Origin of the sequence: Streptosporangium lutulentum (assembly GCF_030811455.1) — a bacterium.
GTDB lineage: Bacteria > Actinomycetota > Actinomycetes > Streptosporangiales > Streptosporangiaceae > Streptosporangium > Streptosporangium lutulentum.
The window spans coordinates 7,504,657-7,524,811 of record NZ_JAUSQU010000001.1; the positions used below are offsets into that span (position 1 = coordinate 7,504,657).

The 20,155-nt window shown below is 70.0% G+C and carries 20 protein-coding genes; 16 read left to right on the forward strand and 4 right to left on the reverse strand.

The annotated features are described in order from the left end of the window. Positions 1-59: 59 nt before the first annotated feature. The 4 genes from J2853_RS33670 to J2853_RS33685 all read left to right on the forward strand — a co-directional run bounded on the left by J2853_RS33670 (position 60) and on the right by J2853_RS33685 (position 3,143). Positions 60-998: an RNA polymerase sigma-70 factor gene (locus J2853_RS33670; RefSeq protein ID WP_307564735.1), complete on the forward strand. Its 939-nt coding sequence runs from the start codon at positions 60-62 to the stop codon at positions 996-998. Between the two features lie 178 nt (positions 999-1,176). Continuing rightward, positions 1,177-1,806, forward strand: coding sequence for a GNAT family N-acetyltransferase (locus J2853_RS33675; protein ID WP_307564736.1), 630 nt, complete (start codon positions 1,177-1,179; stop codon positions 1,804-1,806). 96 nt (positions 1,807-1,902) lie between these two features. Beyond that, a complete protein-coding gene (locus tag J2853_RS33680) occupies positions 1,903-2,403 on the forward strand; it encodes a hypothetical protein (protein ID WP_307564737.1) in 501 nt (166 codons plus the stop codon). Positions 2,404-2,438: 35 nt separating this feature from the next. Then, entirely contained in the window at positions 2,439-3,143 is a 705-nt protein-coding gene (locus J2853_RS33685; RefSeq protein WP_307564738.1) for a class I SAM-dependent methyltransferase, read from the forward strand. 69 nt (positions 3,144-3,212) lie between these two features. Here the strand turns inward: J2853_RS33685 and J2853_RS33690 are convergent, their stop codons facing one another. Then, positions 3,213-4,733 (reverse strand): PucR family transcriptional regulator, encoded by a 1,521-nt coding sequence (locus tag J2853_RS33690; RefSeq protein ID WP_307564739.1) that lies wholly within the window; start codon positions 4,731-4,733, stop codon positions 3,213-3,215. 170 nt (positions 4,734-4,903) lie between these two features. Here J2853_RS33690 and J2853_RS33695 point away from each other — a divergent pair, with 170 nt between their 5' ends. From J2853_RS33695 to J2853_RS33705, 3 genes are read left to right on the forward strand one after another with little or no spacing between them, the layout of a single operon-like run. Further along, complete coding sequence (locus J2853_RS33695) at positions 4,904-5,266, forward strand: RidA family protein (RefSeq protein WP_307564740.1); 363 nt, start codon at positions 4,904-4,906, stop codon at positions 5,264-5,266. Continuing rightward, positions 5,263-6,225, forward strand: coding sequence for a threonine ammonia-lyase (locus tag J2853_RS33700; protein WP_307564741.1), 963 nt, complete (start codon positions 5,263-5,265; stop codon positions 6,223-6,225). Before J2853_RS33695 ends, J2853_RS33700 begins: the two co-directional genes overlap by 4 nt. Beyond that, complete coding sequence (locus J2853_RS33705) at positions 6,222-7,553, forward strand: alpha/beta fold hydrolase (RefSeq protein ID WP_307564742.1); 1,332 nt, start codon at positions 6,222-6,224, stop codon at positions 7,551-7,553. The genes J2853_RS33700 and J2853_RS33705 overlap by 4 nt, the downstream gene beginning before the upstream one ends. Before the next feature lie 59 nt (positions 7,554-7,612). Here the strand turns inward: J2853_RS33705 and J2853_RS33710 are convergent, their stop codons facing one another. Further along, positions 7,613-8,968: a serine hydrolase gene (locus tag J2853_RS33710; RefSeq protein ID WP_307564743.1), complete on the reverse strand. Its 1,356-nt coding sequence runs from the start codon at positions 8,966-8,968 to the stop codon at positions 7,613-7,615. Then, entirely contained in the window at positions 8,969-9,724 is a 756-nt protein-coding gene (locus J2853_RS33715) for a Type 1 glutamine amidotransferase-like domain-containing protein (RefSeq protein ID WP_307564744.1), read from the reverse strand. A 66-nt stretch (positions 9,725-9,790) separates the two neighbouring features. Here J2853_RS33715 and J2853_RS33720 point away from each other — a divergent pair, with 66 nt between their 5' ends. The 3 genes from J2853_RS33720 (at position 9,791) to J2853_RS33730 (ending at position 13,193) form a co-directional block, all read left to right on the forward strand. Further along, positions 9,791-10,882 (forward strand): threonine synthase, encoded by a 1,092-nt coding sequence (locus J2853_RS33720; RefSeq protein ID WP_307564745.1) that lies wholly within the window; start codon positions 9,791-9,793, stop codon positions 10,880-10,882. 142 nt (positions 10,883-11,024) lie between these two features. Continuing rightward, positions 11,025-12,509: an amidohydrolase family protein gene (locus J2853_RS33725; RefSeq protein WP_307564746.1), complete on the forward strand. Its 1,485-nt coding sequence runs from the start codon at positions 11,025-11,027 to the stop codon at positions 12,507-12,509. Between the two features lie 30 nt (positions 12,510-12,539). Further along, a complete protein-coding gene (locus tag J2853_RS33730) occupies positions 12,540-13,193 on the forward strand; it encodes a Chromate resistance protein ChrB (RefSeq protein WP_307564747.1) in 654 nt (217 codons plus the stop codon). Between the two features lie 61 nt (positions 13,194-13,254). On the opposite strand, the gene J2853_RS33735 is transcribed toward J2853_RS33730, so the two are convergent. Then, a complete protein-coding gene (locus J2853_RS33735) occupies positions 13,255-14,640 on the reverse strand; it encodes an MFS transporter (protein WP_307564748.1) in 1,386 nt (461 codons plus the stop codon). Between the two features lie 214 nt (positions 14,641-14,854). Here J2853_RS33735 and J2853_RS33740 point away from each other — a divergent pair, with 214 nt between their 5' ends. From J2853_RS33740 to J2853_RS33765, 6 genes are all read left to right on the forward strand, one after another. Beyond that, the gene (locus tag J2853_RS33740; protein ID WP_307564749.1) at positions 14,855-16,063 is read left to right on the forward strand and encodes a metal-dependent hydrolase family protein; all 1,209 of its coding nucleotides are present in this window, start codon (positions 14,855-14,857) and stop codon (positions 16,061-16,063) included. 156 nt (positions 16,064-16,219) lie between these two features. Then, entirely contained in the window at positions 16,220-17,002 is a 783-nt protein-coding gene (locus J2853_RS33745) for a COG4280 domain-containing protein (RefSeq protein WP_307564750.1), read from the forward strand. Continuing rightward, the gene (locus tag J2853_RS33750) at positions 16,999-17,208 is read left to right on the forward strand and encodes a hypothetical protein (protein ID WP_307564751.1); all 210 of its coding nucleotides are present in this window, start codon (positions 16,999-17,001) and stop codon (positions 17,206-17,208) included. The genes J2853_RS33745 and J2853_RS33750 overlap by 4 nt, the downstream gene beginning before the upstream one ends. Before the next feature lie 3 nt (positions 17,209-17,211). Next, the gene (locus J2853_RS33755) at positions 17,212-17,919 is read left to right on the forward strand and encodes a VIT1/CCC1 transporter family protein (protein ID WP_307564752.1); all 708 of its coding nucleotides are present in this window, start codon (positions 17,212-17,214) and stop codon (positions 17,917-17,919) included. 380 nt (positions 17,920-18,299) lie between these two features. Then, positions 18,300-18,773 carry a GNAT family N-acetyltransferase gene (locus J2853_RS33760; protein ID WP_307564753.1) on the forward strand — a complete coding sequence of 158 codons (474 nt, stop codon included), beginning with the start codon at positions 18,300-18,302 and terminating at the stop codon, positions 18,771-18,773. Between the two features lie 228 nt (positions 18,774-19,001). After that, positions 19,002-20,066: a DUF418 domain-containing protein gene (locus J2853_RS33765; protein ID WP_307564754.1), complete on the forward strand. Its 1,065-nt coding sequence runs from the start codon at positions 19,002-19,004 to the stop codon at positions 20,064-20,066. Positions 20,067-20,155 lie beyond the last annotated feature (89 nt).

Sequence of the window (20,155 nt, forward strand, 5' to 3'; positions counted from 1 at the left end):
CAGCCCTTATAGGCTGGGCGAACGTCAGAGCCAGGGAGCCGGGGGAGGCAGTCGCGATCATGCACCCAGAAGACCCGCAGGCGGCGAATGCCCTCGATCAGGCCGCTTCGAGCTTCAACGGCCTGCGTCCCCGGCTCTTCGGCATCGCCTACCGCCTGCTCGGCAGCTCCGCGGAGGCCGAGGACATCGTGCAGGAGGTCTGGGTGCGGTGGCAGAGCACAGACCGCACGGTCGTCATGGATCCGGCGGCGTTTCTCGCGACGACGACGACGCGACTGGCGATCAACGTCGCCCAGTCCGCCCGGAAGCGGCGTGAGACGTACATCGGCCCCTGGCTTCCCGACCCGGTGGACACCGGCGCCGACCCCGAGGCCAGAGCCGAACGGGGCGAGGAGCTGGAACTCGCGGTCCTGCTTCTCCTGGAGAAACTCCCGCCCACGGAACGGGCGGCGTACGTTCTCCGGGAATCGTTCGACTACCCGTACGGCCAGATCGCGACCATCCTTCAGCTGAGCGAGGCGAACACCCGGCAGCTCGTCAGCCGCGCGCGCAAACACATCGCCACCGAGCGCCGCACTCCGGTGAGTTCGTCCGCGCACCGACGTCTCTTGAAGGCTTTTCTCGCCGCGGCCCAGAAGGGCGACTTCGCCGCCCTGGAAGAGCTCTTCGCCGCGGACGTCGTCAGCTACTCGGACGGCGGGGGAGCCGTGCGCGATGCCGCGCGGATCCCGGTGGCCGGCCGTACGCGCGTCGCGAGGTTCGTCGCGGCGTTCTCGTCACGATTCTGGCCCGGTACGGCGATCACATGGGTCGAGGCGAACGGGCAGCCGGGTGTGCTGATCTCACAGGGTGAGACCATCGTCGCCCTCCTGACCATAAGCGCCTCCGCGCAGGGCATCGATCAGCTCATGTGGATGATGAACCCCGGCAAGCTCTCCGGATCGCACTGGCGACTCCAGGGTCGCGCAGGCGCAGCCTCCGGCTCCGAGCCCGACTGATCGATCGGCACGGCCGCCGCCTCCCTGACCGGGCGACCGTGCTCCGGCTTCCGAGGACCGGCCGGCCACAGGGCGGCCAAGCCGAACGTCGGGCCGAAGAGTCCCCCTGGCTCACGCCGCCGAGCCCGGGGCATGATCGGTTGGGAGGATCGGGCGGGTGCCCGATACCGTGCCGCCTATGACCCAAAATGACGGAATCCAGGCGGTCAGGGAGACTGAGGCGGCGGTCGAGGCGTTCCTGGCCGGCCAGACGGACGATTCCCGCAGGGTGACCCTGCGCCCGCTCGCCGCCGGCGATCAGAGCGAGTTCCTCGACCTGGTGAACACCAGTGCCGAACTGCACCACCCGTGGATGTCCCTGCCCTCCACCCCACGGGAGTTCCAGACCTACCTCGCGCGATACGAGCAGCCCGGCGAGGAGTCGCTGCTGGTCTGCCTACGGAGCACCGGGGCCATCGCCGGCATGGTCAACATCAACAGCATCATCCGCGGGCGTTTCCAGAACGGCTCTCTCGGCTACGCGGCCTTCGCGCCCACCGCCGGCCAGGGATACATGTCCGAAGGACTCGACCTGGTGGTGCGCTATGCCTTCGAGCAGTTGCGGCTCCACCGGCTGGAGGCCCAGATCCAGCCCGGCAACCACGCCTCCCTGAAGCTGATCCGGAGAAGCGGCTTCCACCAGGAGGGCTACTCCCCCGAACTCCTGTTCATCGACGGCGCCTGGCGCGACCACGAACGGTGGGCCCTCATCAGCACCATGGTCGACATCGCTCCCACGGCCCCGCATCCCACCCTGCCCGAACGCTGAGACGCCTGCCCTTCGGCGCCCGGCCTGGCCCACCCGCCCGAAGGTGTCCCCGGCGAAGCCGACGGCCCACGGGAACGTCAGTAAGGAGTTGTCGCGGTGAGCCCGGAATTCCTGGAGCGTACGAGGTCGCTCTCGGTGACTCTGACGGCGTTGCTGTGCATGTGGCTGTTCGGCAACCTCTACGAGGGACTCGTCACCAACCCCCAGTTGATCGCCAATCCCCGGCCGGGCACCTTCGTCGGTGAGTTCGCCGTGGGAAGTCCTGTCTACTACTACCTGCCCTGGGCGCCTTTCTGCGTCATCCTGATGATCGTCCTGCGCGTACGATTCGGCCGCGGCGCACCGGCTCGGGTGCGCCGGGCCTGGAACGGCGCGATCGGCTTCGTCGTGGTCGCCGTGATCGCGAAGGTCGTCCTCATCACCCAGGTCAATCCCGTCTTCCGGGATCCCGCCGTGTCCGGCGAGCTGGTCCGCGACCGGGCGGTGTGGTGGGCGTTCGGCAACGGCGTCGCGACCATCGCGGTGGCGGCCGCGGTGGTGCTCCTCACCTTCCATCGTCGTCCGTCCACGGTGGGAGACGGCGTCGAATCCCGGTGACGGCGGTCGACGGAGTCGCGGTAGCGTGGCGCGCCATGACGGACTTCATCGCCCTCCCCTTCTATGACCTGTTCCATGAGAACGGGCACGTGCCGGGAATCCGTATGTCGTTGCCCCCGCTGCTCACCGGGGTACGGCGGAGCATCCTGGAGATCGGTGCGGGAAGCGGTCTGATCACCACGTCACTGGCCGACTGGACACCGGCCGAGATCTTCGCGCTCGAGCCCTCGGCCGGTATGCGCGGGATGTTGCTGTCCCGGCTGAGCGCGCGTCCGGAGCTGCTCAAGCGCGTGACCGTGCTTCCCTGCGACGCGCTGAGCATGAACCTGGCCGAGCCGGTCGAGGCCATGGTGATGATCAACGTGATGTACGCCCTGGAGCCGGACTACCGCAAGCGGCTCTGGCCGGTGCTGGCTGCCCAGCTCGAACCCGGTGGCCTGCTGGTCTTCACCTGGCGCGACGGCGGTCCCCCGGCGCCGCGTCCTCTCCATGAGCTGGACTCCCGTCAGGTGGGCCGGCACACCTACACGGCTCTGTCGGAGATCCTCGAGTCGGAGGAGGAGTCGTGCAAGGCCCGCTACCTCTATCGGATCACCGAGGACGACAGGGTGGTCAGCGAGGAGGAGATCGTCGGCCACGCCTACCGTCCCACCTGGAAGACGATCGAAGGGGAGCTGGTCGGGGCGGGGTTCGTCCAGGTCGACGCGCCCGAGGGGCTCCTCGCCTGGCGGCTCGTCTGAGGTCGGGCAGGCCCCCCGCCACGCGCTGAACGACGTCTGATCCTCCGGTCCCCGTTGTGGTGCCGGTCGTCAGGTGAGCCGTAGCTGCAGGGTGACGACCAGCCGCTCGTCGGGGTCGGACAGATCCAGGCCGAAGACCTCGTTGATGCGTTTGAGTCGGTATCGGAAGGTGTTGGGGTGCACGCCGACGCGATCGGCGGCCACCGTGACGTCACCGAAGGCGTCGAGATAGGCGCGAACGGTCGCCACCCAGGAGGTGCCCTTCTCCGCGTCCTGGGCGGCGAGCGCGGTGAGCCCGCCCTCGCGCAGCCCGTGGAACTCCGGGTGCTCCCGCAGGAGGTCCCGCAGTCCCTCGATCGTGACTCTCGCCCGCACGTCGTCGATTCCCGCGACGGCGGGCCCCGTCCCGCCCGCCAGCAGGTCGAGCACCTGGTCTGCCTCGCGGCGGGAGGCGACGACCCCGGCCAGGTCGCTCACGGCGGCGCCGATGCCCGCGCGCACGGCCAGCCGCAGGGTGGCCGTCGCTCGATCGACCACCTTCCCGGCGAGTTCGCGCGCCAGGTCCACGTCGCCCACCAGCGCGTAGGCGCGCCCGCCACTCGCCGAACAGGCCACGCGGCGGTGGTAGGCGGCGGCCGTGAGCGTGACGAAGTCGGCGACGCGCCGCGCGGCGGCGACCTCCTCGGCCGAGCCGTCCATGCCCGGGCTCTCGGGAGCGAAGGCGATGACGGTCATCTCGCCCACCGGGGCGATGCCCAGGGCCTCCCTGGTGAGCAGGCTCGCCGCGCGGCCGTCGAGTACGGCGAGCAGCGCGGCGTCCCCGCGTCTGCGGGCATGGGTCACGGCGCGGGAGCTGAGCAGGTCGAGCGCGACGAGGTCGGCGGCCGAGCGCAACGCGCGTTCGGCCTCGACGCCCAGCGGCTGCTCGCCCTCCACCACCCAGACGCTGCCCAGCGGCTCGCCCCCGGCCCGCACGGCGACGGCGAGCCGCGGGCGGTAACCGGGAGCGTCGAAGACCGTGACCTTCACCACCTCCTCGCTCCGCCACAGGCGGTGGAACACTCCGGCGTCCCGCAGGTTCCTGACCCACTCACCCGGCACCCGCCGCTCCAGGATGACCTGCCGCCTGGGTGGGTCGGTCGGATGGCCGAGGTTGGAGTAGGCCAGGACCCGGCCGTGCGGATCCTCGATCGTGGTGGCGCCGCCGACGGTGGCGGCGACGGTGTCGGCCAGCTGGAACAGGTCGTCGAGCGGCTCGTGCGGACCGAGGTCGGAGGCGGCCTGGAGCGAGGTGTGGAGGCGGCCCCAGGAGAGCGTGTGATCGGCGGTCAGCAGCGCGACCCCGGCCCGCTCTGCCTCCGTGAGCGTGCCCGGCTCCACCGGCGGCCGGAAGACGGCCGCCGCCGCGCCCGCCGCGCCGAGCGCGCGCAGCAGGTCGGCTCTGGCCGAGGGCGTGTCCACCCCGACGGCCAGCACGACCGCACCCGCCGACGGGTCGAGGATGGCGGGCGCGCCGACCTCCACGTCCAGGCCGCGCGGGGCGGCCAGCACGTCAAGGCCGGCCTGCTCGGCGACCAGCCGCAGGCTCATCGGAGGAAGAGGAGGAATCGAGGGGATCGAGGAAATCGATGGAGTCGAGGGGATCGTCATCTGATTCATGGCAACAACCAGTCCGTTGTGCGGATAGTCCGACAACCGGGTCCGAAGTCTGGCCGGACGTACGAGATTCATGGCCGACGGGGGCGATTACAGTCCCTGACATGCCTAGACCTCCTGCTCCGTACTCCTCCGCCCGGCGAGCCGGTGACCTGCTGTTCGTCTCGGGTCAGCTCGGCTTTCACCCCGACGGCACGCTCCCCGAAGGTCTTGACGCGCAGACGCGGCAGGCGCTGGCCAACCTGGACGCCGTACTCGCCGAGCACGGCTTGGGCCGCGACGACGTCGTGAAGTGCCAGGTGTTCCTGGCCTCGATCGCCGACTGGTCGGCGCTGAACGCCCTCTACGAGGAGTACTTCACCCGGCCGTACCCCGCCCGCTCCGCCTTCGGCGTCCAGCTTCATCCGGGCGCGCTGGTGGAGATCGAGGCCATCGCCTTCTACCCGCCCTCATCCGGGGCGTCGTGAGACTTCCGACGACCGGCGACGTACGGGGGGCGCGGAGCGCGCTGCTGGGCCGCGTGGTCCGCACCCCCGTGCTCGGTTCGGCCGCCCTGGACGCGCTGACCGGCTGCCCGACGCTGGCCAAGGCCGAGTGTCTGCAGCTCACCGGCTCCTTCAAGGTGCGCGGCGCGCTGTACAGGATCACCACCCTGCCGCCCGGAGCGCTGTCGGCGGGGCTCGTCACGGTCAGCGCGGGCAATGCCGCGCTGGGCGCGGCACACGCCTGCCGCGAACTCGGTGTCGAGCTCACCGTGGTGATGCCGGAGAAGGCGGTACCCGAGAAGCTGGCCGCCGTCGCGGCGCTCGGCGCGACCGTGGTCAAGGACGGCGTCACCGGTTCGGCGGTCGCCTTCGAACGCGCCGAGGCCCTGCGGGCCGAGCGTGGCCTGACCTTCGTGCACCCCTTCGACGACCCCATGGTCATCGCGGGTGCGGCGACCGCGACGCTCGAACTGCTGGAGGACCACCCCGATCTGGAGCGCCTGCTGGTGCCGTGCTCGGGCGGCGGGCTGCTGGCCGGTGCGATCATGGCGGCCCGTACGGCGGGCTCGTCCGTCGAGGTCGTCGGGGTGCAGCCGTCGGGCGCCGACGGCATCGTGCGCTCGCTCGCGGCCGGACGGCCCGTCGCGCCGCCTGTGATCTCCACCATCGCCGACGGCCTCACCGCCCCGAAACCGGGCGAGGTCAACCTCGCGGTGATCGCCGAGGCGGGGGTGCGTGTCCTCACCGTCGGCGAGGAGGCCATCCACACCGCGCTGGGCGAGGTGGTCCGTACGCTGAGGGTCGTCGTCGAGCCGTCGGCCGCGGTGGGCCTGGCCGCGCTGTCGGTCCACCGCGAGTTGCGCGACGGCGCCCGCACCGGGCTGCTGTTGTCGGGAAGCAACGTCAACTGGCGACTGCTCGCCGAAGGAGTGATCCCTTGAGAATCCATCCGCACGTCCTGATCAGCAACGACGGCCGCACCCGGGTCCCCTGCGAGGCCGGGTGGTTCCCCGTGCCCGAGAACCGTCACGTGGCCGGGTCCAGGACGATCGAGCTGGCCTTCGCCCGTATCCGGAGCACCTCTCCCAACCCCGGGCCGCCGCTGGTCTACCTGGAGGGCGGCCCCGGCGGGTCGGGGCTGAGCACCTGGGCGTCGCAGCCCGATCGCTACCTGTGCTTCCTGGAGTTCGGCGACGTGATCGCCCTCGACCAGCGCGGCGTCGGGCTGTCGAGGCCCAACCTGACCGGACCCTTCAGGCTCGACCTGCCGCTGGACCGGCTGGTCACCCGCGAGGAGTATCTCGCCGAGCACCTGGCCAAGGCGGCGGAGACCGCGGCCTTCTGGCGGGAGCGGGGCACCGACCTCGACGGTTACACCACCGAGGAGAACGCCGACGACGTCGCGGAGTTGATGGAGGCGCTCGGTTACGACACCTTCCGCACCTCCGGAGGCTCCTACGGCTCCCACCTGTCGCTGTCGGTGATCCGCCGGCACGGCGAGCGGGTCGACCGCAGCCTCGTCTACGGGGTCGAGGGACCGGACGACACCTACAAGCTGCCGAGTGCCACCGACCGCCACCTGGGAAGGCTCGCCGAGCTCGCGGCGGCGGCGCCCGAGCTGGACGGGCGGGTGCCCGACCTGCTGGGCCTGATGAGCAGGGTGTTCGAGCGTCTGAGCAAGGAACCCGCCGTGGTCGACGGCCTGGTGATCGGGGAGTTCGACGTCAAGGCCCTCACGGCGACGGGGATGGGCTTCCACCCGTTCCTGAAGATGCTGCCCAAGCTCTTCCTGGCCATGGACTCCGGCGACTTCGCCTGGTGGGCCGGGCACGTCAGGAAGATGCGGACGGCACCGGTCGACAACCTGATGGCGCTGGTCATGGACTGCGCCTCGGGGGCCACGGCGGAGCGGCTGCGAAGGATCGAGCGGGAGACGTCGCTCCTGGACGACCTGATGAACTTCCCCTTCCCCCACATCGGCCAGGCGATCGGCGGGCCGGACCTGGGAGACGCGTTCAGGGCTCCGGTCAGCTCCGCCGTACCGGCTCTGTTCATGAACGGCACGCTCGACGGGCGTACGCCGGAGACCAACGCGCTCGCCGTCATGAAGGGTTTCTCCGACAGTCATCTCATCCTCGCCGAGAACGCCGCGCATCAGACGGTGCACAACATGCCCGAGGTCTTCGACGCGATCAGGGACTTCATGCACGGCCGCCCGGTGACGCTGACGGACGTGCGGCTGGACTTCACCTTCGATCCGGCTCCGTGACCGTGATCCCGTGATGTTGGGGCATGGCCCTCGGAGGAATCCGAGGGCCATGCGCGTTCCTACGCGATGCGCCGGGCCACCCGGTGCGACCAGCGCACCCCCACGATCTTGCCGTCGGCCAGCCTGACGAACGTGCCGTCGGGCTGGCGCCCGGAGCGGCCGGCCTGGAAGAAGGCGTCGCCCGCGAGCGGGATGAGCGTGAGAGGTTCCTGGACGGGGATGACCAGGTCGGGCTTGAGCGCCCGGTATCGGGCGATGATCGCTTCGGAGTACTCCCTGAGGACCTCCAGGCGGTCGCCGTCGGGGCGCACCACGAGCAGGTGGCCGTCGCCGCGGTCGTAGGTACCCGCGTACTCGGCCAGTTCCTCCGCCGTCAGGCTCACCGGCTTCGGCACCGCGGGCACCAGGCCGAGGTGGTCCTCAAGGATCAGCTCCTCGATCTCCCGCAGCAGGGTGACCGACCCCGTGCCGATGGTGTTGACGGTCACGGCGACCGCGACGTCGCGCTCGGGGACGAGTTGCAGGACCGCCGCCCCGCAGACGGTGCCTCCCGTGTGCTGGACGACCCGGCCGCCTTCGAAGTCGCGCAGCGTCCATGACAGGCCCATCTGCGTGTCGTCGTAGGGCAGGTCGGTGGAGGGCAGCCGCATCAACGCGAGGTCCTCGTCGTCGAGGTGGTGCCTGCCGTAGGCGAGCAGGTCCCTGATGTCGCAGAAGACGCCTCCCGCGGCCGCCCGGTCACGCTCCATGTGCCAGGAGTGGATGACCGCGGTGGACCCGTCGTCCGCGCCCTTGTTCCCGTGCCCGACCGCGAACCTGCGGGTGATCACGTCGGCGACGTCGAAGAAGCTGTTGCGCAGCCCCGCGCGGTCGAACACCAGCTCCTTGATCGCCGCCTCGTAGGTCTTGCCCGTCACCTTCTCGATGACCCGCCCGGCCAGGCAGAACGCGGCGTTGTTGTAGGAGACGACCCTGCCGGGCGAGAAGACCTGCTCCAGCCGCGCCATCCTGTCCACGAAGGCCGCCAGCGCGCCGTCGTCCCTGGAGGGCCCGCCCGCGCCGTCGCCGCCGTTGAACCCGGCGGTGTGGTTGAGCAGCTGGAGGACGGTGATCTTGGTTTCCTTGAGCGCGAGCTCGGGGACGTAGCGGGTGACGGGGGCGTCCAGCTCCACCTTGCCGAGCCCGGCCAGCCGCACGATGGCGGTGGCCGTGTAGGTCTTGGTCACCGAGCCGATCGAGAAGAGGGTGTCCTCGGTGACGGGCAGCGGGTTCTCGGTGGAGGTGACGCCGTGGCAGAGGTGGAACTCCGCACCCGCCTGGTAGACGGCCACCGTGGCGCCGGGCACGCCGAGCTCGGGCGCACGGACGGCGAGCAGCTTCTCAAGGCGTCCGCGCAGGGTGTCGAGGTCGGTCATTCAGATCCCCGCCTCGGGGTTCGGCTCGACGGCGTCGAGGGCGTCGAGTGAGTGGTGGGCGCCCTTGTGGAAGACGACGACCCCCGGCGCGCCGATGGTGACCCAGCCGCCGTCCGGCCCCCGGACGACGCCGGCGTTCTCGGGCACGGCGAGGATCGGGACGTGGATGGGGGTCGCGGCGAGCATGGAGGTCAGCATCCACTGGCCCTTGGCGGTGTCGCTGTGGGGCACCACCCGCATGCCCGGCAGCAGACCGAGACCCGTCGCCTCGTAGGTGTACCAGTAGGGATCGGGGACGGCCGGTCCCTTGCCGCCCTTGCCCACCCCCTCCGAGTCGATCACATATTCGGTGAGCACCACGGCACCGGCGGACTCACCGGCCAGCACGGCGCCCGCCTGCCACCGGTCCATGATCGCCTGCCAGAACGGGGTGCCACGCAGGATCGCGGCCAGCGGCTTGGGCCGCCCGCCGGTCAGGAAGATGTAGTTCGCCTTCTCGACGGCCTGGACGTTCGCCGGGTCGTGGGCGTCCTCCCGGCTGAACACCTCCGGCACGGTGACCTTGGTCCCGAGCTTCTCCTCGTAGAACCCGACGCGTTGGTTCAGAAGCTCGGTGGCGCGATCCCTGGGCCACTCCACGGTGGCCGTGGGAACGACGAGCACCTCGTTCCCGCCGGACCGTTCGAGCAGGTGACTGTCGATTTCCGCGCGGGTGTCGATGTCGTTCTGCCCGACGAGGGCTATGGGGCCTGGCATGTCGTTACTCCTTAATATGAAATATGTGTTTCAATGTAGCAGATGTTACTTCAGAGAGAAGGTCCCGTGATCGTTCCCTACGAATGCCGTTGCGGAAGCTCCTACGCCCCGACGGCCGACCGCTGGCGCTGCGACTGCGGGGGCCTGCTCGACCTGCCGCTCGGCGCCGTGACGTGGCCACCGCGTGCCGGGGGCCGGTCGATGTGGCGCTACCTGGACGCCGGCGATCTGCCCTGGCGCGACATCACCCTCGGCGAGGGCGACACCCCGCTGATCGAGGAGGACGGCGGGATGCACCTGAAGCTGGAGTTCGCCTCCCCCACCGGTTCCTTCAAGGACAGAGGCGCGGTCGTGCTGGTGGCGCTGGCCAGGGCGCTCAACGCGAGCAGGCTGGTCGCCGACAGCAGCGGCAACGCCGGCACCGCGGTGGCCGCCTACGCGGCCCGCGCCGGCATCGCGGCGGAGATCTTCGTCCCCGCCGGAACCAGCGAGAAGAAGCTGCACCAGATCAGGGGGCACGGCGCCGAGGTCACCGTGGTCGAGGGCTCGCGCGAGGACACGGCGACGGCCGCCGCCGCCCGCGTGGAGGAGAGCGGCGCCTTCTACGCCAGCCATGTGTACAACCCCTACTTCCACGAGGGCACCAAGACCTACGCACTGGAGATCTTCGAGCAGCTCGGCGGCGCCGTACCCGCGACGTTGGTGCTGCCCGCGGGGAACGGCACGCTCGTGCTGGGCGCCCATCGTGGCTTCGCCGAGCTTCGTGCCGCCGGGGTGATCGACCGCGTCCCGCGCATCGTCGCCGTCCAGTCCGAGCTCTGCGCCCCGCTGGCCGAGGCCTGGACGGCGGGGCGCGACGAGCCCGAACCGGTACAGCCCGGCCACACCCTCGCCGAGGGCATCGCCATCGCCGATCCGGCCAGAGGATCGCGGATCCTCGCAGCCGTCGAGGACAGCCACGGCGCCTTCGTCACGGTCGGCGAGGACGAGATCGCCGAGGCTCACGCCGCGCTCGCCGCCCGGGGCCTGTGGGTCGAGCCGACGGGCGCCGTCTCCTACGCGGCCGTGAGGCGGCTGCGCGCCGAGGGCTCGCCCCTGGTCATCGGCGGAACGATCGTGGCGCCGCTCTGCGGTTCGGGCCTCAAGGCCTCCCTGTGAAAGGCACCCTCGTGAAAGGAAACCCTGTGAAAGGCGACCCCGTGAAAGGCGTGGCCGGGATGGTCCGGACGGACGAGAAGCCCCGCCCGTTTCCGTCGTCACGGACGAAAGCCCGCGTCGGCGCCGTCCCTGTGGTGACGCCATGACCACGAAGACCCATGATCTGGTGCTGGCGGGAGCCAGGGTGCTCGACCCGGAGACCGGCCACGACGCGGTCGCGAACGTCGGCGTGACCGGCGGGACCATCACGGCGGTGTCGCCGGACGCGCTCGAAGGCCACCGGACGCTCGACGTCGCCGGGCTCGTCCTCGCCCCCGGCTGGATCGACCTGCACAGCCACTCACACACCATCGCCGGTCACCGCCTTCAGGCACTCGACGGCGTGACAACGGTCCTCGACCTGGAGGCGGGCGTCTTCCCGGTCGCCGAGGCCTACGACGTGGCCGCCGCCCAGGGCCGCCCGCTCAACTACGGGTTCTCCGCCTCCTGGGCGCAGGCCAGGATGACGGCCGTCGGCGGGCTCCCGCCGGGCGGCGGCCTCGACGCCGGGCTGCGCAACCTCGGCAACCCCGCCTGGCAGCGCGAAGCGACCTCGCGCCAACTCGACGCACTGTTCGAGCTGATCCGTCACGACCTCGCCGCCGGCGCTCTGGGAATCGGCCTGCTCGTCGGCTACGCCCCGCGTGTCGCCCCCGAGGAGTATCTGTCTGTGGCCGGACTCGCCGCCGAGGCGGGCATGCCCACCTATACCCACGCCCGCGACCTGGTCGACCAGGTCCCCGACATTCCGATCGACGGCGCCGAGGAGGTGGTGCGGGCGGCCGCGGCCACCGGGGCCCACATGCACTACTGCCACATCAACAGCACGTCCCTGCGCCAGGTGGACCGGGTGCTGACGCTGGTCGACAAGGTCCGCGCCGAGGGTGCCAGGATCTCGACCGAGGCCTACCCGTACGGCGCGGGCATGACCGGCGTCGGCGCGGCCTTTCTCGCCCCCGAGGCCCTGCACACCCGGGGCATCGGGCCGAGCTCGATCACCTACGTGCCGACCGGGGAGCGGGTGGCCGACGCCGCACGGCTGCGTGAGCTGCGCGCCGCCGACCCGGGCGGCCTGGCGATCGTCCACTTCCTCGACGAGAACGTCCAGGCCGACCATGCCTTCATCGACCGCGCGCTGCTCAGCCAGGACACCGTGATCGGCTCCGACGCCATGCCGCTGACGTGGACGGGAGACGAACAGCCCGACCCGATGACCTGGCCGCTGCCGCCGGGCGCCGTCACCCATCCTCGTACGGCCGGCACCTTCTCCAAGGTCCTGCGTCGCTACGTCCGTGAGACCGGCGCGCTCTCTCTGCTGGAGGCGGTACGGCGGTGCAGCCTGCTGCCGGCCCAGGTGCTTGAGGGGTCGGTGCCGGCCATGCGGCGCAAGGGCAGGATCCAGGCCGGTTGTGACGCCGACCTGGTCGTCTTCTCCCCGGAGGAGGTCAGCGACCAGGCCACCTACGCGGCCAGCACCAGGCCGTCGACGGGTTACGCGCACGTGCTGGTCGGCGGACAGCACGTGGTGCGCGACGGCGAAACGGTCCTCGACACGCTTCCCGGCCGTGCGATCAGGTGCTGGCGATAGAGTTGAACACTCCCGGTTGAAGGAGTGTGTATGAGCCCGACGGTTCGCGGACCATCGCAGAAGAAGGCTCCCACCGAGAAGAGCGGCGCCAGGAAGAAGCAGTCGCGCCCGGTCGTGGCGCCCGCGGAGCCGCGGCTGCCCAGCACCTGGCTGCTGCTCACCTACAAGGTCCCCAGCGAGCCCTCCCGCGTGCGCGTCTCCGTCTGGCGAGAGCTCAAACGCCTGGGCGCCCTCTATCTGCAGCAGGCCGTCTGCGTCCTGCCCGACGTCGGCACGGTCGGCGAGGACCTGCTGCAGATCAGGCAGCGCATCCATTCGCTGGAAGGCACCTCCTACTTCTTCCAGGTGCCCCTCGGCGACGAGGAGCAGGACGCCACGCTCATCCAGAGCTTCAGGGAGATGGCGGGCAAGGAATACGACGAGATCATCGAGGAGTGCCAGACCAAGTTCGTCAAGGAGATCGAGTTCGAGCGCTTCCGCGACAACTACACCTTCGAGGAGGCCGAGGAGATCAGGCAGGATCTGGAGAAGATCCACCGGTGGTTCGGCAAGGTCGTGGAGCGTGACTGGTTCGGCGGCTCCGGCAGGGCCGAGTGCGAGCAGTGGCTGGCGACCTGCGAGACCCTCCTCGAAGAGTTCGAGAACGACGTCTACGAACGGACCACGGGCACCGGGGAGGCCTGACCCTCTCACGCGGGGTCTCCGGCGGCACGGATGACTCCCCGACGGTACGGACGACCCCGGCTCACGCCATCTCCCTGGACGCGCGGATGTCCCCGGCGACCGAGCGCATGGCGGTGAACTGGATGAGGCCGGCGACGACGACCACCGGGACGAGGCTGAGCAGGGTGTAGCGCAACGGCATGCCCTCGGTCAGCGCCAGCAGGGCGGGACTCAGCACCCCGCCGGCGAGCTGGAAGGGCGCGGTGAGCTGCAGGCCGACGCCTCGATGCCGGGCGGGGAGCACCTGGGTGATGAGGATGATGAAGGACGGCACCTGAGCGCCGGCGATCATCGAGAACAGCAGGTTGACCCCGATGTAGACCGGGACCGAGGGGAACAGCCCCAGGGCCAGGACCAGACAGCCGATGCTGAGGGTGCACACGCCCTGCATGGCGGCCAGCAGGGCGGGACGCCGTTTCATGAAGCGGTCGGCCAGCACACCGGCGAACGGGACCACCAGCAGCCCGAGGATCATCTGCCCCTCCAGCACCAGCGAGCGCTGGAACGGATCGAGGGAGAAATCCTGCTTCGCCATCAGGGACGCGACCATGCCGACCAGTCCGGTTATGATCGAATACACGAAGCTGCTGATGGCCAGGATTCGCAGGGTCCTGATGGACCAGGCGACCCGGATTCCCTCCCAGAACCGCGGCGGCGGCCTTTCCTCCGTGGCGGGCCGCTCGACCGCGACGGCCCCGTCGGCGACTTCGGACCGTCCGACCGCGACGGCCCTGTCGGCTGCCTCGGCCCGGTCGGCCTCGGCCCGGTCGGCCGCCCCGCGGCGGGGCTCGCGCAGCAGGAAGGTCAGGCAGGCGACGGTGGTCGCCATGACGGCCAGCATCAGCGTGGCCGTGCGCCAGCCGTACACCGTGACCGTGTAACCGGCGATCGGCGCGGCCAGCAGGCTGCCGATGCCGCCGGCCATCCGCAGCAGCGCGATGACCCGCCCGCGTGAGGACGGAAGGTAGTAGTCGGACAGCAGCGGGACCTGGGCCACGTCGTTCGGCAGCCTGCTCACCCCGCCGAGCGTCCGGCCCACGATGAGCAGGCCCACGTTGGGGGCCAGCGCCTGGATGACGTCTCCCAGGTTGGCCGCTATCTGGCCGAACTGGACGAGTCGCACGCGTTTGGGGACCCGGTCGGTCAAGTATCCGAGCGGGAGTCCCGCGGCGTTGGTCACGATCAGCGTGATCGTGCCGATGACGCCCAGCATCGTGACCGAGAGCCCGAAATCCTCTTTGATCTCGGGAAGTGCCAGTTGAAGTGCGGTGTCGTCCCAGCCTGCCAACAGTGCCACCAGGCAGAACACGGTCAGCGGGAGCCGGGGACCTTCGATGTTGCGGGGGTTGAGGTCACTCAGGAGTCCACGCAGGCCGCGGCGTCCAGTGATGGGGGATTCAGTCTCCACTGCCGCCTCCGGCGAGAGATGCTTCGAGATAAGTGCAAGTGTTACATTATCCCTACTGTTACCTTTAACAGAAGTTCTAAATCAGTTCTTCTGCTGGAAATGTGGGCGCGATGCCCTGACATGGATCGGTCCATCGGCCACCTCTTGATCACAAGAGGAAGGCGCCGACCTCCATTCCCCCCGGATTCCCCTAATGAACAGACGGTGATTGATCATGAAAACCACGGTGGTACGGGCGGCCAGACTCTTCGACGCGATCGAGGGGGTGACCCTGAAAGACGTCGACGTCGCGGTGCGCGGCGACGTGATCACCGAGGTCGGCCCGGGACTGCTCGGCGACGAGGTGATCGACCTCGGCGACCGGACGCTCCTGCCCGGTTTTCTCGACGTGCACATGCACCTGACCGGAATGCGCTCCTATGCCGAGGGGCGCAACCTGCCTTCCAGGGAGATCCTGGCCGTGCGTGCCGCCCAGGACTGCGAGGCTTTGCTGACGGCCGGGTTCACCACGGTCCGCGACTGCGGCAGCGCCATCGCGCTCAACCTTCGCGACCTCGTCGCCGACGGCACGATCCCCGGCCCGAGAATCCACGCAGCGGGGCCGGTGATCTGCCAGACCGGCGGCCACGCGGACGCGCACCACCTGCCGCTGGACCTGGCCCGCGCACAGCCCGACTCGCTGATCGCCGACGGTCCGTGGGCGTGCAGGCAGGCCGTACGAGAGGCGGTCCGGGCCGGCGCCGACTTCATCAAGATCTGCACTACGGGCGGGGTGTCCTCCGAGCGCGACCACCCCAACGACGCGCACTTCACCGCCGAGGAGATCACCGCCATCGTCGACGAGGCGCACCGGCTGGGCCGCAGGGTGGCCTCCCACGCACAGGGCACGTCGGGCGTGCTGACCGCGGTGCTCGCCGGCGTCGACTCCATCGAGCACGGCTACTACCTCGACGACGAGTGCGTCGCCGAGATGGCCGCCCGTGGCACCTTCTACGTGCCGACGTTCGACCTGCGGACCTTCTTCCAGCGGACGGTCGACGGAGGCCACGGGCTGCCCGAGTGGCGCCTGCGCAAGCAGCGCGAGGCCATCGCCGCCATGGGGCCGTCCCTGCTCCGGGCGTACGAGGCGGGCGTGCTGATCGCCACCGGTTCCGACTACCTCGGCACGCCGCTGCGCGCGCACGGCGCCAACGCCGACGAGCCGATCGCCATGGTCGGCGGCGGTCTGCCGCCCGTCGAGGCGCTGCGCGCGCTGACCGTGAACGCGGCCACGGTGATCGGCGTCGAGGACCGGACGGGCAGCATCGAACCGGGCAGGTGGGCCGACCTGGTGGCCGTGGACGGCGACCCGCTCACCGACATCGAGGCACTGCGCGCGGTGGCCTTCGTCATGAAGGGAGGGCAGGTGCACTCACCTCGATGACCAGCGCTTTCCCGCGGCCTCGACCAGGTGGCCACGACCGCGGCCACCCGGTGGAGCCACGGCCCGCCGGCATCCCAGACCGCCCGTTGACACGATCAGGACATCTGATGAAACATCTGATACAAATAAACAACTGTTACTTCTAAGGAGTCGCCGGTGACCGGTGCGACATGGGGCCTGGTGGCCTCGGTATTCGTGGCCTCGATCGTGGAGTTCGTCGAGGCGTTGACCATCGTGCTGGCGATGGGTGTCACCCGGGGCTGGCGCTCCGCCGTCGCGGGCGTGCTCGCGGCGCTGGCGGCGCTGGTGGCGTTCACCTTCGCCGCGGGGTACGCGCTCAGAACGTGGATGCCCGAGTCGCTGCTGCAACTCGTGGTCGGCACACTGCTACTGATCTTCGGACTGCAGTGGCTGCGCAAGGCGATCTTGCGATCGTCGAAATTGAAAGCCCTGCACGACGAGGAGGAGGAGTTCGCGTCACAGACCGCCGCCGCACGCCAGGCGGCGGCGAACAGCCGCTTCGGCATCGACACCTTCGCCTTCGTGGTTTCGTTCAAGGGAGTGTTCCTCGAAGGCGTGGAGATCGTGTTCATCGTGATCACGTTCGGCCTGAGCGCGGACAACATGACCGCCGCCATCGGCGGCGCGGTGGTCGCGGGCCTTCTGGTGCTGATCGTCGGCCTGATCCTGCACAAGCCTCTCGCGATGGTGCCCGAGAACACCCTCAAATACGGCGTGGGCCTGCTGCTGGCGTCGTTCGGCGCGTACTGGGCCGTCGAAGGACTGGGCGTGTTCACCGACGGCGGCGAGAGCCTGCACTGGCCTGGCGGCGACTGGGCCATCCTCGCGCTGCTCGCGGCATGGGTGATCGTCGGTCAGGTGATGGTGCGGACGCTGCCCGGTATCAAGAACAAGCGAAAGGAGGTCGTGGCCCGATGAGATTCCTGAAGGGTTTCGGCAGGTTCTGGTACGACTTCATCATCGGCGACGACTGGAAGATCGCAGTAGCCGTGGTCCTGGCGCTCGCCGTCACGCTCGGCGTCACCCTGACCGGCCTGGCGCCCCTCGGCGCCGTCACGGTGGTGGGCGGCCTGCTGCTGCTCGTGTTCTTCGTGGTCAGTCTCGTCATCGACGTCAGGAGGTAGACGGTGCTCGCGCATACCGCCGAGCTGCACACCCACCACCGCGACGTCACCGGAGGCTGGCTGCGGCCCGCCGTTTTCGGAGTGATGGACGGCCTGGTGTCCAACGCCGCGCTGTTGGCGGGTGTGGTGGGCAGCGGTGCCTCGGCCACCGCGATCGCCGTCACCGGGCTGGCCGGGCTCGCCGCGGGCGCCTTTTCGATGGCGACGGGGGAATACACCTCCGTCGTCTCCCAGCGAGAGCTCACCCTGGCCGAGATCGACGTCGAGCGCAGGGAGATCTCCCGCAACCCGGAGGCCGAGGAGCGCGAGCTCGCCCTGGTCTACGAGTCGCGGGGGCTGACGCCGGAGCTGGCCATACAGGTGGCCGGGCAACTCCACAAAGACCCGGAGATCGCCTGGCGGGTGCATGCCCGTGAGGAGCTGGGGGTGGATCCCGACGACCTGCCCTCACCGTGGGTGGCCGCCGGGTCGTCCTTCCTGGCGTTCGCGATCGGGGCGCTGATCCCCGTGCTGCCGTTCCTGCTGGGCCTCTCCTCGGCCGCCGTGTCGATCGGGCTGACCGGGTTCGCACTGTTCGGGACGGGCGCGATGGTGGCGCGGCTCACCAAGCGGTCACCGCTGTTCGGCGGGGTCCGCCAGCTCGGGCTCGGCGCGGCGGCGGCCGCAGTGACCTACGGCATCGGCGCGCTGGTGGGAGCCGCGATCTCCTGAGCCCGGCACATGAGCCCGGACGACATGAGCAGAGCACATGAGCTCGGCATATGAGCCCGGCGCATGCTCGGCACATGAGCAGGGCACATGAGCCCGGACGACATGAGCGGGGCGCCGCGTCCGCCGGAGGACGCGGCGCCCCGCTCATGTCGTCCGGAACCACCGGATCCGCCGAGCGTTCACGGCGCCGGGTGGCGTCTCTCCGGGAGAACGGGGCCTCGCCCGTCCGGCCGAAGCGCAAGATCATTGAACGGACGTCGCACGTCCGGCACCGCCGACGCGGCGCCCCTCCCTCATCGGGATCACCCGAAGGGGCGTCGCCCGCGCCCCGGGGCACTGACCGCGCATGACCGCGCGCGTTCGACCCCTATTGTTCTCGCATGACTGGAAGCCTCCGCCTTGTGCCCATCACGCCTGCCAACATCGAGATGGCCCTCGCGGTGCAGGTCAGTCCCGACCAAGAGCGCTTCGTCTCACCCGTGGTGAAGTCGCTGGCCGAGGCCTACGTCCACCCGCAGGTGGCCTGGCCGCGTCTCATCCTCGACGGCGACCGTCCCGTGGGCTTCCTCATGGCCTTCCTCGACATCGACTGGAACGGCAAGGGCGTCGACTTCCGGTCCGGTTTGTGGCGCCTCAACGTGACACCCGACGCGCAGGGGCGCGGGGTCGGCCGCTTCGCCGTCGAATCGGTGGCCGCCGAGGTCAAGCGTCGTGGCGGCACGCAGATGTACGTCACGTGGGAGCCGGATGAGGACGGGCCCGAGGGCTTCTACCTGAAGCTCGGGTTCCAGCTCACGGGTGAGAAGAGTGGGGGCCAGACGGTCGGGGTGCTGGATCTGACGAACCACGCGTAACAACCGGCACCGTGGCGACATCCGGCAGGACGCCATGCCGTTCGGGAAATCAGACCGGGAGGTCACCACCCCGTTCAGGCGATCAGACCAGGAGGCCACCCCACAGTTCGGGCGATCAGGCCAGGAGGTCTCCACCTCGCGCCGAAGCGGCCTGAAGTATGGCCCGGACCGCCGCGAACCCTACTTTCGACCGATCCGGCCTCGGAACGGGGATCGCAGGATGAGCCCATGCCACCTGCAACGCTCCCCCCGGCGCCGAAAGCCACCGGATCGGGGCTTCCCTCCTCGACCTCCTCCGGCCGGCCGCGTATCACCGCGCTCGACGTGCTGCGCGGGTTCGCCCTGTGCGGAATCCTGCTGGCCAACGTCAAGCCGATCGCCCACATGGTCGACGCCGTATCGGTCGTGCGGCCCGTGGTGACGGCGAATCGAGACGACGCCTGGCTGGGGCCGGGGTTGTTCGTCGACCAGCGATTCTTCCCGATCTTCTCCCTGCTGTTCGGCATCGGTTTCTCGCTGCTGCTGGAGTCCGCGGGACGAAACGTCCCGCGTCCGCGGGTGCTCCTGCTGCGCCGGCTCCTGGTGCTGCTCGCCGTGGGCCTGGCTCACATGTTCCTCCTGTGGCGGGGCGACATCCTGACCGTCTACGCCGTCGTCGGCCTGCTGGTGCTGCTGCCCTCGACCTGGCTGCCGCGCTGGGCCGTCGCGGGGCTCGCCGCCGTCCTCACCGTGACGCCGCCGATTTTCGGCCAGCAACACCTGGCGCTGGTGCCCGGGCTGTTCCTCCTGGGCTCGGCGTTGACCCGATACGGCGTCATCGACCGGATCGAGCGCTCCGCCCGTGTTCCGGCCGCGCTGGGCCTGGTCTTCGCGGCGGGCGCGGTGCCCGCGGTGTGGATGCAGATCGAGTCGGGTGCCTCCGGCACGGATGATTTCACCTCCTGGTTCGCCCTCGCCGGGTTGCTGCTCGCAGGTGTGTACGTGTGCGCTCTGCTGCTCCTGCTCAGAACGCCGCTCCGGCCGGTGCTCCAGGGGGTTTTCGCGCCGCTGGGCCGGATGGCGCTGACCAACTACCTGTCCGCCACGCTCCTCGTCCTGATGGCCGCCCGCCTCATCGGCAGTTCGCCGGACGGCTGGTCCTCGGCGACGGTGCTCCTGATCGCCGGAGCGATCCTCATCCCTCAGTGGCTGGTCTCCACCCTCTGGCTGCGCCGCTACCGCCAGGGTCCCCTGGAATGGCTCTGGCGCTGGGCCACCTGGGCCGTCCGTCCACCCCTGCGCCGCACCCCCTGACCGCCGTACCCCCTGACCAGCCGTACCCTGCGCCGCACCCCCTGACCACCGAGTCCGGTGAGCGTGGCTCAGGCCGCGGGGCCGGCGGC

Excerpts from the sequence above, each read along its gene's own strand:
- J2853_RS33760 (WP_307564753.1), top strand. The coding sequence starts at position 18,300 with ATGACTGGAAGCCTCCGCCTTGTGCCCATCACGCCTGCCAACATCGAG.
- J2853_RS33695 (WP_307564740.1), top strand. The coding sequence starts at position 4,904 with ATGCCTAGACCTCCTGCTCCGTACTCCTCCGCCCGGCGAGCCGGTGAC.
- J2853_RS33670 (WP_307564735.1), top strand. The coding sequence starts at position 60 with ATGCACCCAGAAGACCCGCAGGCGGCGAATGCCCTCGATCAGGCCGCT.
- J2853_RS33690 (WP_307564739.1), bottom strand. The coding sequence starts at position 4,733 with ATGAGCCTGCGGCTGGTCGCCGAGCAGGCCGGCCTTGACGTGCTGGCC.
- J2853_RS33710 (WP_307564743.1), bottom strand. The coding sequence starts at position 8,968 with ATGACCGACCTCGACACCCTGCGCGGACGCCTTGAGAAGCTGCTCGCC.
- J2853_RS33765 (WP_307564754.1), top strand. The coding sequence starts at position 19,002 with ATGCCACCTGCAACGCTCCCCCCGGCGCCGAAAGCCACCGGATCGGGG.
- J2853_RS33715 (WP_307564744.1), bottom strand. The coding sequence starts at position 9,724 with ATGCCAGGCCCCATAGCCCTCGTCGGGCAGAACGACATCGACACCCGC.
- J2853_RS33730 (WP_307564747.1), top strand. The coding sequence starts at position 12,540 with ATGAGCCCGACGGTTCGCGGACCATCGCAGAAGAAGGCTCCCACCGAG.
- J2853_RS33740 (WP_307564749.1), top strand. The coding sequence starts at position 14,855 with ATGAAAACCACGGTGGTACGGGCGGCCAGACTCTTCGACGCGATCGAG.
- J2853_RS33675 (WP_307564736.1), top strand. The coding sequence starts at position 1,177 with ATGACCCAAAATGACGGAATCCAGGCGGTCAGGGAGACTGAGGCGGCG.
- J2853_RS33685 (WP_307564738.1), top strand. The coding sequence starts at position 2,439 with ATGACGGACTTCATCGCCCTCCCCTTCTATGACCTGTTCCATGAGAAC.
- J2853_RS33725 (WP_307564746.1), top strand. The coding sequence starts at position 11,025 with ATGACCACGAAGACCCATGATCTGGTGCTGGCGGGAGCCAGGGTGCTC.
- J2853_RS33750 (WP_307564751.1), top strand. The coding sequence starts at position 16,999 with ATGAGATTCCTGAAGGGTTTCGGCAGGTTCTGGTACGACTTCATCATC.